The 13,418-nt window shown below is 43.5% G+C and carries 9 protein-coding genes; 5 read left to right on the plus strand and 4 right to left on the minus strand.

Translation table 11 applies throughout. The features are described from left to right. Positions 1-291 precede the first annotated feature (291 nt). Positions 292-2,214 carry an ATP-binding protein gene (locus ABWT76_RS11185; RefSeq protein ID WP_354636106.1) on the plus strand — a complete coding sequence of 641 codons (1,923 nt, stop codon included), beginning with the start codon at positions 292-294 and terminating at the stop codon, positions 2,212-2,214. A gap of 245 nt (positions 2,215-2,459) precedes the next feature. Here the strand turns inward: ABWT76_RS11185 and ABWT76_RS11190 are convergent, their stop codons facing one another. Continuing rightward, positions 2,460-4,184 (minus strand): ABC transporter substrate-binding protein, encoded by a 1,725-nt coding sequence (locus ABWT76_RS11190; protein ID WP_354636107.1) that lies wholly within the window; start codon positions 4,182-4,184, stop codon positions 2,460-2,462. A 236-nt stretch (positions 4,185-4,420) separates the two neighbouring features. On the opposite strand from ABWT76_RS11190, the gene ABWT76_RS11195 reads away from it, so the two are divergent. After that, on the plus strand, positions 4,421-4,897 hold the full coding sequence (locus tag ABWT76_RS11195) for a Rieske (2Fe-2S) protein (RefSeq protein WP_354636108.1): 477 nt from the start codon (positions 4,421-4,423) through the stop codon (positions 4,895-4,897). Between the two features lie 450 nt (positions 4,898-5,347). On the opposite strand, the gene cobA is transcribed toward ABWT76_RS11195, so the two are convergent. Continuing rightward, on the minus strand, positions 5,348-6,121 hold the full coding sequence (gene cobA / locus ABWT76_RS11200) for a uroporphyrinogen-III C-methyltransferase (protein WP_354636109.1): 774 nt from the start codon (positions 6,119-6,121) through the stop codon (positions 5,348-5,350). A gap of 838 nt (positions 6,122-6,959) precedes the next feature. After that, positions 6,960-8,675 carry an ABC-ATPase domain-containing protein gene (locus ABWT76_RS11205; protein ID WP_354636110.1) on the minus strand — a complete coding sequence of 572 codons (1,716 nt, stop codon included), beginning with the start codon at positions 8,673-8,675 and terminating at the stop codon, positions 6,960-6,962. A 199-nt stretch (positions 8,676-8,874) separates the two neighbouring features. Between ABWT76_RS11205 and ABWT76_RS11210 the strand changes: the two genes are divergently transcribed. After that, entirely contained in the window at positions 8,875-9,789 is a 915-nt protein-coding gene (locus tag ABWT76_RS11210) for an alpha/beta fold hydrolase (RefSeq protein WP_054464682.1), read from the plus strand. Between the two features lie 386 nt (positions 9,790-10,175). Here the strand turns inward: ABWT76_RS11210 and ABWT76_RS11215 are convergent, their stop codons facing one another. Next, positions 10,176-10,913 (minus strand): Uma2 family endonuclease, encoded by a 738-nt coding sequence (locus ABWT76_RS11215; protein ID WP_054464683.1) that lies wholly within the window; start codon positions 10,911-10,913, stop codon positions 10,176-10,178. A 283-nt stretch (positions 10,914-11,196) separates the two neighbouring features. On the opposite strand from ABWT76_RS11215, the gene ABWT76_RS11220 reads away from it, so the two are divergent. After that, positions 11,197-12,492 (plus strand): protein kinase, encoded by a 1,296-nt coding sequence (locus ABWT76_RS11220; RefSeq protein ID WP_354636111.1) that lies wholly within the window; start codon positions 11,197-11,199, stop codon positions 12,490-12,492. 334 nt (positions 12,493-12,826) lie between these two features. Further along, positions 12,827-13,384: a COP23 domain-containing protein gene (locus ABWT76_RS11225; protein ID WP_354636112.1), complete on the plus strand. Its 558-nt coding sequence runs from the start codon at positions 12,827-12,829 to the stop codon at positions 13,382-13,384. Positions 13,385-13,418: the final 34 nt, after the last annotated feature.

The following is a 13,418-nucleotide window of genomic DNA, read 5'->3' on the forward strand; positions in this document are numbered from 1 at the left end:
ATCTTCGGTGACAACTAAAAAAATATTGGATATAATAAAATTATTCAAGTTATTCAAGTAAAATTGGCGAATACCAGGTGCTTCCAGTCTTTTTACTCAATTGGAGGATTTATAGAAAAATAACTTTTTATATAAATGGTCTAGATAAACATAGCTTATGATTTGATTGGAGATTCAAGCAACTGACAAAAATGTCTATTCATCCTTAATTAATTCAACAATAATTAGGAAATTGTCCAATAAGAAAAATCAAACCACTAAAAAAATTGAAAAATATTCATAAAATTGGCCATGAACAAAAAAATTATCAATCTTTTATTAGTCGAAGATAACTTAGCGGATGCGGATCTGATTGAAGAACTCTTGGCAGATGCCCAGTTATCCAGATATAAAATTACCGCCGTTGAACGCTTATCTGAGGCGATCGCTCACCTAAAATCAGAACCGTTTGATGTCATTTTATTAGACTTATCATTACCGGATAGTCACGGTCTGGAAACCTTAGAAAAGGTCGTGTTAGCGGCGAAATCTTTGCCCGTGTTAGTGCTGACCGGATTAACCGATCGCGAACTAGCCGTACAAGCGGTGCGTGAAGGGGCACAAGATTATTTAGTTAAGGGTAAATTTGACTGTGATTTGCTGTCGCGAGCGATTAGCTATGCAGTAGAACGTAAGCAAACATTAGAAGAACTGCGTCGCAGTGAAGAACGCTATCATAAGTTGGCTTCTGAACTGGATTTGCAAGTGCAAGAACGTACCGCGCAATTGCAAAAATCCCTAGAAGTTGAAGCTATGCTAAAACGCATTACCGATAAAGTGCGGGATAGCTTAGATCCCAATCAAATTATCGAAACAGCGGTGCGAGAATTAGCCCAGGTGATTGGGGTAAACCTGACTCAAGTATCTCTTTATGATCCTAAAAGTCAAACTTTTAAGATTTCCTATCAGGCAACGGGTCAAGCCAGCGGAAAAAATCAAAATTTTTCGGCATATGTACCAGAAAAAGCCGAGTTATATCGTCAGTTTTTTCCCTTGAATTTCCAGTCTATGCCTCAACTTTACCAACAATTAATGAAGGGAGAATGTTTCCAATTTTCCGAGATCACCGAATATCCTAACCAAGAATCAGAAACGATTCTGGCTTGTCCCCTGCAAAATGTATTGACCAACAAAAAAAATTCTGAAAAGCGGGAAAATCAACCCAATATTTCCACAAAAAACTCTTTAAATCAACAGGATGAGAGAGTAATTTTAGGTTATCTTTGGTTAAGAAATGATGCGGATTATGAATTTAAGGATCTTGAGGTGAGACTGGTGCAGCAAGTGGCGGCACAATGCGCGATCGCCCTGCGGCAAGCCCAACTTTATCAAGCATCCCTAACCCAGGTGAAAGAACTGGAAAGATTGCATCAGCTTAAAGACGATTTTTTGAGTACGGTGTGTCACGAACTACGCACGCCAATGGCTAATATTAAAATGGCTTTGGATATGCTGGATATGTTCACTTCACAGCAAAATTCTTTGGCATTGTCTGGCAGCATTACGGGAAATTCTCTGAATAGGGAAGAGCGATCTTCCACCTTAACCAATATCAACACCGCCTCAGCATCAGAAAAAATTACCGCTTATTTACAAATGGCACAAGTAGAGTGCGATCGCGAAATCAAACTGATTAACGATCTATTAGATTTACAGCGTCTAGATGCAGAAATAGACACCCTCGATGGCATCCCCATTCAACTGCAAAATTGGCTGCCCCATGTTATTGAAGTATTTCAATACCGCATTGCGAAATCTGAACATATTCTAGAAGTCGCGATCGATCCAGAGTTACCCCCGTTAGTGACCGATCCCACTGCCTTGGGACGGATCATTTCCGAAATGCTAAATAATGCCTGCAAATACACTCCGGCAAATCCCGGTGAAGTGATTCGCCTCAGTGCCACTTGTAGGCAAAATAATCAGCAAAATAAATTTTATCTATCCGTCAGTAATTCCGGCGTAGAAATACCCGAATCAGAACTGGTGCATATCTTTGAAAAATTTTATCGAATTCCTTCTCCCGATCCTTGGAAACAAGGGGGAACGGGTTTAGGTTTAGCCCTAGTGAAAAAGCTAGTCTCTTATCTGGGCGGTTCAATTTCCGTCCATAGTGGCAATGGTCAAACCACCTTTACCCTAGAATTTTCACAGCATGATCAATGCGGGGAATAATAAAGAAATTTTTACAGTTTTTCTTAAATCAGAAACCGGGTTTCTTTTTTGCATCCCACAGATAACTCCTGATATTCACAAAAGAAACCCGGTTTCTTTGCCCCAACAGCAGAAACCGGGTTTCTTTCTCGCATTTCACAGATAACTCTTGATATTCACAAAAGAAACCCGGTTTCTTTGATGCTTGGGAAAAAGCGATCGCCCCAAACCCCCGTAAAAAGGGGGGATTTTTAGAATTTTGCCATTTATTGTTTACTAATTGTCCAAAATGGGGTTCTTTGGGTGGGTTCTAGGATGACATTTTGGAGATTTTTTTGGGCAAAGATATATGCTTTTCCTTGCCAAAGTGGGATAAATGGGATGTCTTGGGCGAGGATTTGTTGGATTTCGCTGAAGATTTGTTGCCGTTTTTCGGGGTTTTGTTCTTGACGTTGTTGGGCAATGAGTTCATTGACCCGATCGCTGTAATAAAACGAGCCCCAAAGTTGACTTTCTCCCGATTCACAGCCGGTGGTGGCTGACCCTTTGCTGCAAGATAAAAAGGGTTGAATGTAGTTATCTGGATCTAAAAAGTCTGGACTCCAATCGAGGATGAACATCGGATATACTCCTTTGTCCAAATTGTTGTAAGCGGTAGCAGATTCTACGCTTTTCAGTTCAATGGCGATCGCGCCACCTAATTCCTGTTCGGCAAAAGCTTTGATCGTCATTGCCACATCGCCATTACTTTTCAGATTTGACCGATACCAAATTTCTAATTTCAGAGGATTTTGGGCAGAATATCCCGCTTTTTCTAAGGCTGCTTTTACTTTGGCAATGTCCCCATCCCCATATTTTTCTTGAAAAACCGGCTGATAAAATTCCGTTAGGGTGGTGGGAATTAAGCTGTAAAGCGGTTCTATTTGGCCGCGAAATACTCGATTTTGAAATAGTGGCCGGTTAATTAAAGAAGCGATCGCTTGTCTGACTTCTAGTTTAGCTAATGACGCATTTTTCTGATTCATGGTTAACACATAAATCCCATTGCTGCGACCAGAAATTACCTGCCAACCTTTACTCGCGGCTTGGGATTCTAAGTTAGCAATTTGATCTAAGTCTAAAGTGCCGTAAGTCAGGTCGATCGCCCCGGTAAGAAAAGCGTTGTAAACATTGGCTGTACTAGAAAACTGCTGAATATCAACCCCTTGATTAACGGGTTTTTCGCCCCAATAATCTGGATTAGCTTCTAATTTAATCGAATCGGTTCCATAGCTGGCTAATTTATAGGGTCCAGTGCCAATAAAACTGTCTGATTTAAATTTACCTTGGCCAATTTCATAAGCCTGGGGCGATACCGCACAAAGTCCGGGAAATGTTAACAAAGCAGTAAAGGCCGCAAAGGGTTTTTTCAAGGTAATCGTAAGCTCATTTTCCCCCGTGGCTGCAACGGATTCCATGATTCCTGATAATAAAGAACTGGGCGATCCGCCATTTTCCGCAAAGCGTCGCAGGGAAAAGGCCATTGCTTCAGCGTTGAAGGCTGTACCGTCGTGGAATTTGACCCCTTGGCGAATGGGAATGGTGTAAGTTTTCCCGTCTGGGCTAATTTTCGGCAGTTCGGTGGCTAGTTGGGGGATAATTTCTGTGGTGCCGGTTTTGTAGGTGTAAAGCCGATCGCCCATATTATATAGGAAGGTTCCAGAGGCAATTTCATAGGCATCCGCTGGATCTATGGTGCGAAGTTTCTCCGTGGTGCCGATGGTAATGCGATTGGGGTCAGTGGTGCGGCTTTGTGGTTGGGGTTGACCGCAGCTAACCACCAGGAAACAGCAGATCGAGAATAGTCCGATAAATTTTAGCCACTTTAGCCCCTTTAGCCCCTTTAGCCAAAAGTGCGATTCGCTTTCGCGTCCGCCCTTGCGGAATCGCAGCGCCCCCCGTAAGGCTTTTCGGGGAATTTCGATTAAGGGAAATAGTATTTTTTGGTACATAAGGTTTCGAGTTAACCAACCCGGATTTTTGGGTTCAAACAACATTTTGGTTTGTGCTAAGTTTAATTCTAAAGTCGAAATCTTACGATATTGCCTAAGTTTTTGGCATATTGCACAAAATAATTGATAATTGACAATTAAACAAAATTATCAATCACCAATCACAAATTATCAATTATCAATTATCAATTATCAATTACTGCCAACCAACAAACAACAAACAACAAGTAACAATTATGAAACGTCGTTCTTTTTTAGGCTGGATGGGAGTAGGTGCGATCGCGAGTTCTTTGCCCGTAGCGATCGCCGCTTGTTCACAAGCTTCTGAGTCTGGATCCACGGACAATCCACCAACGACTAACACCGCTGCACCTCCAGCCCCAGAAACCGTGGCCACCGCTGATGAGTTTGTGGCAGTGGGGTCAGTGGCGGAATTGGATCAAAAAGGTTTCTTATTGAATAAGGTTGCGGACACCGAGGTGATTGTGGTCCGTAACCCACAAAGCACCGCAACTTTAGTCGCCCTGAATGCTTTATGTACTCACAAAGGTTGCAAAGTGGAATGGAAAGGTGAGGCTTCTGAGTTTTCTTGTCCTTGCCACGGGGCTAAATTTGCTTTAGATGGCGAAGTGACTAATGCGCCTGCGACTGAACCATTAGCCACTTATTCAGCCAAAATTGAAGGGACTCAGGTTTTGGTTAGCGTTGGGTAATTTTGGGTAATTTTGGCTAATTTTGGGTATGAATTGCCCGCCTGTGGTGCGTTACGGCTGGAATAGAGGTTGATTGTTTTTTCTCAAGTTACTTGCCAGCCTAACACACCCTACACCCTACACCCTGGGGAGAAGTGAAAAGTCGTAGGGGCGAATGGCCATTCGCCCGTACAAGTGAAAAGCTATGCCTAAATATCACTATTCACTATTCACTATTCACTATTCACTATTCACTATTCACTCTTCCCTACACCCTACACCCTACACCCTCCGTATGGTGCGTTACGGCTGGAATAGAGGTTAATTGTTTATGTCAAAGTTAATCGCCAGCCTAACACACCCTACACCCTACACCCTACACCCTCCGTATGGTGCGTTACGGCTGGAATAGAGGTTAATTGTTTATGTCAAAGTTAATCGCCAGCCTAACACACCCTACATTTTGCTACTTCAACCAAACACCACTGGACGACATTGGCTTAAGGTTTGATGCAAGTTGACTACATGACCGATAACCACGATCGCTGGGGAAGTAAACCCGGTAGCTTCGACTTGCTGCGCGATCGCCCCTAATGTGCCGATCAGTTCTTCTTGTTCGGGACGGGTGGCCCAACGAACCAGGGCCACGGGAGTTTCTGGACTTAAACCCGCTGCGGTTAATTCACTGACGATATGGGGCAGGTTGTGAACTCCCATATAAACGACAATGGTTTCCGAACCGTGGGCGATCGCCTGCCAATTCACTTCCGGGCGATATTTCCCTGCTGCCTCGTGACCCGTGACAAAAGTAACAGAAGAACTATAATCTCGATGAGTTAAAGGAATGCCCGCATAAGCTGGGGCGGCAATTCCTGCGGTGACTCCGGGGACGACTTCCACCGAAACACCTGCTGCTAACAAATCTTGCATTTCTTCGCCCCCACGACCAAACACAAAAGGATCGCCGCCTTTGAGTCGAACCACAATGGCGTGTTCATGGGCTTTTTCTATCAGCAATTGCGTAATTTCTTGCTGATCCATTGTATGAAATCCCCGCCGTTTGCCTGCATGAATTTGTTCGGCATTGGGATTAATCATGGCCAAAATTTGCGGGCTAACCAGGGCATCATAAACCACCACATCCGCACATTCTAAAAGGGTTTTCCCTTTGATTGTGAATAAGCCCGGATCTCCGGGACCTGCGCCCACTAAGTGTACTTTACCCAAGCATTGATTCTCATTCATAGTATTTCTGAGGTTATTCTGGATTCCTTGATGACGTTGTATGCAGTATTTTAAGGGTCAATAATGCTTAGAGATAATTGCATTTATTATCGGTATTTTTATCTAATTCAGGACTTAGGCAGCTAATCTATATGTAGGGTGGGCATTGCCCACCATATATATAGTGATTAAATTCTAGATTTGCGTAATTCCTATAATTTTAACCAATAAAAAACAATAGTTAAGCATAAGTATTGACTGGCAATTAGATTAATGTGACCTAAGTTAACGTGAGGATTACTATCATTAAACATTCAAATTTATAGGGATATGTTAGATTAAAATAAGAAGTAAAAATAAAAATAATCGCTGGAAAATTTGAAGATTATAAAATAATTAGGTGAACATAATTAATTGCACTTTTCGTTCCCCACCGTAAATCCTTGGATTCCCGCCTTCGCGGGAATGACAGCTTTTCTTCTCATGGGGTCTGTGGTGCATTTATTTCTGCCCGTAAACTTATTAGCTAAAGTAGTAGCTAAAAGATTACAATTAAAGCCAATTAATAATGCTTTAGTTTACGGCATTGCTCTAGTAATTTCGTATATTTAGTTACACTCGATCAGAAAACATGATTATAATGCATTGATTTTATTCTATGTTTGCATAAAAGTGCAGCATTATACTTGACAAAATCACTTTTTTTGTGCTTTTGATGACTTTTTGGGCAAAGAGTCATCAAAGGCGCCCTTGAGCAGCGCCTTTGAACGAAAGGTTTTTTCGGTGCGTTACGCTTCGCTAACGCACCCTACAATTTGTCCGGTTTTTTCGGTGCTACGAATCAAGTTTTTTCGGTGCGTTACGGCGTTTGCCTAACTACAACTTGTAAGGTTCGCAGACGATTGAGGGCAGCGGCTAATTCCAGGGGGCGAAATAGGGCTAAGTCCCCTTGGGGGTTGGGGGCTAAAATATCTAAGCCTTGGGTCTGAATATCGACCATGACCGCATTGAGGATTTCTGGGAGGGTTTTTTTGCCATTGATATAGTGCTGTTTGGCGTAAACCATTGCTAAGGCGATCGCCCGCAGTTGATCTCTGCTGACAATTTGTTCCACTGCCCCTAGGTCAATATCTTCGGTGCCAAAAGCCACCTCATCCACATCCCGAACTTTTAACCGGACATCCCGCTTACCCCGACTGGGATCGAGACTATTTGGGATAGGAATGCGGGGGGTAATTTGGCCAAACTGTTTGCCCCCTTCCGACTGACGACCTGTGGCGATTTCTTGGGCGACCAGTCGGGCTTTTTCCGTGACATCATCGCTTATGTAATTATCCATTGCCACTACGGTATCCGCTACATCAAAATAGTCGCCACTGCCCCCCATGACCAGAATGGTGGAAACTCCATGACCTTTGAGGAGTTGCTGGACTTTATCGATAAATGGGGTAATCGGTTCTTTGTCTTTGCTGATTAACGACTGCATCCGGCGATCGCGAATCATAAAGTTTGTGGCGGAGGTATCTTCATCGAGGAGTAATAGTTTTGTCCCCGCTTCCAGGGCTTCCATAATATTGGCCGCTTGGGAGGTACTGCCCGATGCATTGGTGGTGGAAAATTCTTTGGTGGATTGCCCTTGGGGTAGTTGATTAATAAAGGGGGAAATGTCCACACCGCATACTCCCCGACCATCTTCTGCCCGGATTTTCACGGCGGTGCGATCGGTGACGATTAATTCCCGACCATCCCCAGGGAGATGGTTATAAACCCCTAGTTCGATCGCCCGTAATAAGGTTGACTTGCCATGATATCCCCCACCAACAATTAAGGTGACACCTTGGGGAATACCCATTCCGGTGACTTTGCCCCGGTTGGGACAGTTAAACTCTACCCGCAACGTGGGGGGCGTTTTAAAGGGGATGGCATCCGGTAAAGGGCGATCGTCTACGCCACTGCGTCGGGCAAGGCAAGCCCCATCAGGGATAAAGGCAACTAAGCCCCGGCTAGATAATTGCGATCGCAGCCAGTCCGCATCTTCGACGGTTTCTACTTGTTCTCGGATGGTTTCCGCATTCAATTTTGCATAAATTAAGGCGTTTTGCACGATATGAGGGATATCCTCACAGAGAATTTCTGCCGCTTGACGCCCCAAAATGGTTCTACCTCTGGCGGGCAGTCCCACCACAAACCGCAGTTCTATCCATTCAGGGGAGATTAAACAGGAGGTGCGATCGAGCACTTCTTGCCCCAACCGGGCTAGGGAAATTTGGCCACTTTTACCACTGCCGCGATGCATTGACATTTTTTGGGCCCAACGAGCAAATTCGCGGGTCAGGTAATCTCGCAGGGCAACTTCTCGACTCTTACTTTGATACAGTTCGGGGGGAAAACCAGCGATATCCTGACTCACCTGTACCCGTAACTTACTGGGCGCCGCAAACGGATCTCCCTGAACATAATCTATATGTAGAGTAAAATCGGGAAACTCATATCGACCTTGAATATCTTTGTAAGCTTTATAGTTGCGATTATCAAGTTTAAGTAATTGCTGGTAGAGGCTTTGATAGTTGTCCATTTTCCAAGACTGAAAAAATCACTGCTGTCTATTCTATGAGAGCATATTCGTTTTGCAGAGAAAAGAACCAACAACAAAGAACCAACAACCAACAACAAAGAACAAAATTGCCGATTTTGTTACAAAATGTTAAGGATACTAGGCTCAACCTAGTGCAAATTACAATTGTTTTCCTTTTCAAAATTACCTTTTACCGCTAATGACCGTCACTGCTGAGACTGAAATTAATCTTTTAAACTTACCGGCGAAAACCTGGACTTGGCGCGGTTGGGATATTTGCTATCAACAGATGGGGTCGTCCGGCCCTGGGGTAGTCTTAGTCCACGGATTCGGCGCCTCCTGGGGACATTGGCGGAAAAATATCCCCGCCCTGGCAAGTCACTGCCGAGTGTATGCCATTGATTTGATTGGTTTTGGGGGTTCGGCTAAACCCACTCCAGGAGTGGAAATTGCTTATACCTTTGAAACTTGGGCCGATCAAATTGCGGATTTTTGCCGGGAAGTCGTTGGTGGTTCGGCCTTTCTGGTGGGGAATTCTATCGGTTGTGTGGCCGTAATGCAAGCGGCAGTATCCCATCCCGAAATTGCCCGGAAAGTGGCTTTACTCAATTGTTCCTTGCGGTTACTCCATGACCGAAAACGGGCGGAAATGCCTTGGTATCGCCGCGTTGGGGCTCCCATTGCCCAAAAAATTCTCAATGTTAAATGGGTGGCGCAGTTATTTTTTCGGCAGCTTGCGACCAGGGAAACAGTGCGAAAAGTTCTCCGGCAGGCTTATAAGCGATCGGAAGCTGTCACCGATGAACTGATCGATCTGTTGATGAAACCTGCGGCTGACCCTGGGGCGGTGGATGTGTTTGTGGCTTTTACTAGCTATTCCCAAGGCCCATTACCAGAAGATTTATTGCCAATTTTGCCTTGTCCCGCGTTGGTAATTTGGGGGATTGATGACCCTTGGGAACCGATCGCATTAGGAAAGCAGTTTGTTAAGTTCCGTACCGTAGAAAAGTTTATTGCCTTGGCAGGGGTAGGTCATTGTCCTCAAGATGAGGCCCCGGAATTGGTTAATCCCATTTTGCAAGAATGGATTTTACATAGTTCTCTTAGTCAGTAGATTGATTGTAGACATTCAGAATAGACAGCACTTGTCAGAGTTATGAAGTACAAAAAAACCCTGTCATTCCCGCGCAGGCGGGAATCCAGAAAACCTCTGTAGTTATGAAGTACAAAAAAACCCTGTCATTCCCGCGCAGGCGGGAATCCACAAAACCTCTGTAATCCCGATAATAACCGCTATATTCTTTTTCAACCGATCGCGTTTTATCTGCGATCGGTTTTTTTGATTCATGGAAATTTAAATTATACCAAGTAGTCAGGTAGGGTGCGTTAGGCGGTCAGAAACCAATTGATAATCAACAAGAATTATAGGTATTTGACCGCCGTAACGCACCTGATTATTTACGTCAAAGAGGAATGAGGAATATAGAACAAATAGACAAACTAAGCGGGAGAATTACTATCAGGATCGATTCCGGCTTCTCGGAGTAGCTGTCCTAACCGTTTAGCCCGTTCGATCGCCATCTCCTTTTCCTGACGTTCTTGTTGCAGTTGTTCCTCAGCAATAGCTGCCCGATTTTCGGCGGCAACTAACTGTTGTTGAACTTGGATATAATCCGCAAAAGGTTGACCATCTGGACGATATAATATTAATGTATCTGATGTAAGTTCAAAGCGAATTCCCAGACGCGGGGAAACCCAGCCATTAATTTCATCAATCACATCCAGCCATTCTTCAGAACGCAGCCATCCAGTTAAATGGTTGCTGTCTGGGTCATAGAGATAATATTCTTCTACCCCATAGCGGTTGTAAAAGAATAATTTGCGGTTCATTTCTTTGGCCGTATTGCCCGGAGACAAAATTTCAAATACCACTTGAGGGCTGATATTATTGTCTTTCCACTGCTGATAAGAACCACGGTCTTTTTTCTCTACTCCAAAAACTATCATTACATCGGGGGCTTGGCGTAGTTTATTATTCCCTTCTACCGGATACCAAAGTAAGTCTCCGGCCACAAAAACATCAGGGCGATCGGCAAATAACCAGGCTAAATTATACTGAATTACTGTCAGCCAACGAAATTGAATGGTATTATCGGCGATCGGTTGTCCGTCACTATCAGGATAAATGATTTCCGCATCGGTTTGGGTATCGGTTTGGGGCTGTAATTGTGTGACCATATTATTACCTACCAAATTTTCACCATAAATTATTTTTTACCATATATTAATCATTTTAGCTATTTTTTTATTTTTTTGTTAAAATTTATTAAAAGTTTAGATTAACAATAAGATTTGTTTTAATGTAACATAAAAACAAAAAATGTAAAAAAATCACCGCATAAACCTAGATACACGGTGATATTTCATCATTTTTATTTTACGCCGGATATTTATAGTACACAGATAACTGTGTAATGTTATAATGTAATGTTAACTAAACCAAGTATTTTTTAGATTACCCATGATTGGACACTTATTAGATGATCGCTATCAAATCACCCAAGAATTAGCCCAAGGTGGTTTTGGCAAAACCTATCTTGCCCAAGATACTAAGCTACCGGGACATCCTAATTGTTTGGTTAAGCAACTTTATCCCCAAAAAGGAGATCCAGCGTCTTTACAAAAGGCTTTTGAATTGTTTGAAAGGGAGGCAAAAGCTTTACAAAATTTGGGTCAAAAGTGCGATCGCATTCCTAGGTTATTAGCGTATTTACAGGACAATGGCGAATTTTATCTGGTTCAAGACTATATTCAGGGACATACTTTGTTACATAAACTATTGCCCGGTCAGCCTTGGCAGGAAGACAAAGTAATTCAACTGTTAATCGATATTCTGGAACCCCTGGAAGTTGTGCATCAACACAAGGTAATTCATCGGGATATTAACCCCAATAATATTATGCTCCGAACGGTAGATAGTCGCTTATTTTTGATTGACTTTGGGGCTGTTAAAGAAGTGGTGACTCAGGTGAGTAATCCCACGAGTGTCATTTATACTCCTGGTTATGCCCCACCGGAACAATTAATCGGAAAACCAGAGTTAAGCAGTGATATTTATGCGGTGGGAATTATTGCTATTCAAGCTTTAACGGGGATTAGTTACTCAGAATTAAAGCAATTACCAACCGATAGCAATAATGAATTAGTCTGGCAAAATCAGGCAAAATTTAGCCCAGCTTTGGGTTATATTTTAGAGAAGATGGTGCGGTTTAATCATCAAGAACGCTATGCCACAGCCAAGGAAGCATTAACGGCAGTAAAAGCTTTACTAGAACCAGCAATAACAACGCAACCATCACCACCGCCCCCACCCCCACCAAAACGCCCTTGGGGATTAATTTTATTGGGGATATTGGGCATATCAGTAGGAGTTGGGGCAGGGTTATTTTTAATTATGAATAAATCCGGGCAAAAATTACCGTTAAATGGGGTAGCAATTGAGGGCAGTTTGACTGAAGGCGATCGCACTTACATGGACTTAGCCCAAAACATCAATACCTATGCAGACTATTACTTGATTGCCGGGAAACAAGGGCAAACCGTCACCATTGAAATGACCAGCAATCAAATCGACCCTTATCTGGTATTGCGCGATCGCCAGGGCAAAGAATTAGCCTTCAATGATGATATTTCTACCCAAGATTCTACCGCCAAAATTGAGATAACTTTACCGGAAGATGGGAATTATACGGTAATTGCGCGATCGGCTGAATCCGGCGAATCTGGAAATTACCGGATCTCGGCTGTAGGTGACTAATAGCAATTTGTAAGGGCAATGTTTTTCCGTACCCCTGTAGGGGCGAAGCATGACCGCAGTAGATTTCTGCTTTTCAGCGATAACCTATATACGGTCATGCTTCGCCCTAACCCTGTAGGGGCAAAGCATGACCGCAGTAGATTTCTGCTTTTCAGCGATAACCTATATACGGTCATGCTTCGCCCTAACCCTGTAGGGGCAAAGCATGACCGCAGTAGATTTCTGCTTTTCAGCGATAACCTATATACGGTCATGCTTCGCCCTTTAATCCCCCGGCGGATATTAAGTCTTGATTCAGTAGCTAAAATAGTACAAGCATTTAGCAGGACTCCCTATGAATATCAAACTTTTGGGAACAGTATCTATCGCCAGTTTGCTGGTCGCTTCCTGTAGCAAACCAACCACTTCTAGTCAATACACCGCCCAAGAGACAAAATCCGATACCGGGACGGAGTTTATCTGTCGCGAAGGCTATGACCAAACGGCGGACAAGCGGTTGCCCACCACTTATGCCTTTACCGGAGGGCAAAAACGGGCAATTATTCGCTGGTCAACGGAATACTTTAGCGGGTCAGATTGGGATCCAAAATCTCGTTGCGATGAAGTTTCTCCTCGCTTCCAGACAGCTTACGAGAACGGAACTCTAAACTTTATTACCAACGGGACGTGGAATAATCAACCGGCTGTTTGTACGGCATTGCAAGATGGTGGGCCATGCGCGGATTTATTGATCACAATGCGACCTTCCGATGATTCTCGGCAATTTGCCACAGAGTTGGGGGAAGTTCTCAAGGGTCGGTCTACGGGGCCAATGCGTCATAGTTCGGGAAATTCGCAAGTTTATATCCAGGTTGATATTGAGGAGTTTATCCGCAATGCCCCGGTTGAGTAACCAGTTCGGTCATTCCCGCGTTATACACAATTTT

Source organism: Planktothricoides raciborskii GIHE-MW2, from assembly GCF_040564635.1.
Taxonomy (GTDB): Bacteria; Cyanobacteriota; Cyanobacteriia; order Cyanobacteriales; family Laspinemataceae; genus Planktothricoides; species Planktothricoides raciborskii.

What these genes read in the sequence shown, in the direction of transcription:
- ABWT76_RS11185 (WP_354636106.1), top strand. Translation starts at nt 292, where the DNA reads ATGAACAAAAAAATTATCAATCTTTTATTAGTCGAAGATAACTTAGCG.
- ABWT76_RS11190 (WP_354636107.1), bottom strand. Translation starts at nt 4,184, where the DNA reads ATGTACCAAAAAATACTATTTCCCTTAATCGAAATTCCCCGAAAAGCC.
- ABWT76_RS11195 (WP_354636108.1), top strand. Translation starts at nt 4,421, where the DNA reads ATGAAACGTCGTTCTTTTTTAGGCTGGATGGGAGTAGGTGCGATCGCG.
- cobA (WP_354636109.1), bottom strand. Translation starts at nt 6,121, where the DNA reads ATGAATGAGAATCAATGCTTGGGTAAAGTACACTTAGTGGGCGCAGGT.
- ABWT76_RS11205 (WP_354636110.1), bottom strand. Translation starts at nt 8,675, where the DNA reads ATGGACAACTATCAAAGCCTCTACCAGCAATTACTTAAACTTGATAAT.
- ABWT76_RS11210 (WP_054464682.1), top strand. Translation starts at nt 8,875, where the DNA reads ATGACCGTCACTGCTGAGACTGAAATTAATCTTTTAAACTTACCGGCG.
- ABWT76_RS11215 (WP_054464683.1), bottom strand. Translation starts at nt 10,913, where the DNA reads ATGGTCACACAATTACAGCCCCAAACCGATACCCAAACCGATGCGGAA.
- ABWT76_RS11220 (WP_354636111.1), top strand. Translation starts at nt 11,197, where the DNA reads ATGATTGGACACTTATTAGATGATCGCTATCAAATCACCCAAGAATTA.
- ABWT76_RS11225 (WP_354636112.1), top strand. Translation starts at nt 12,827, where the DNA reads ATGAATATCAAACTTTTGGGAACAGTATCTATCGCCAGTTTGCTGGTC.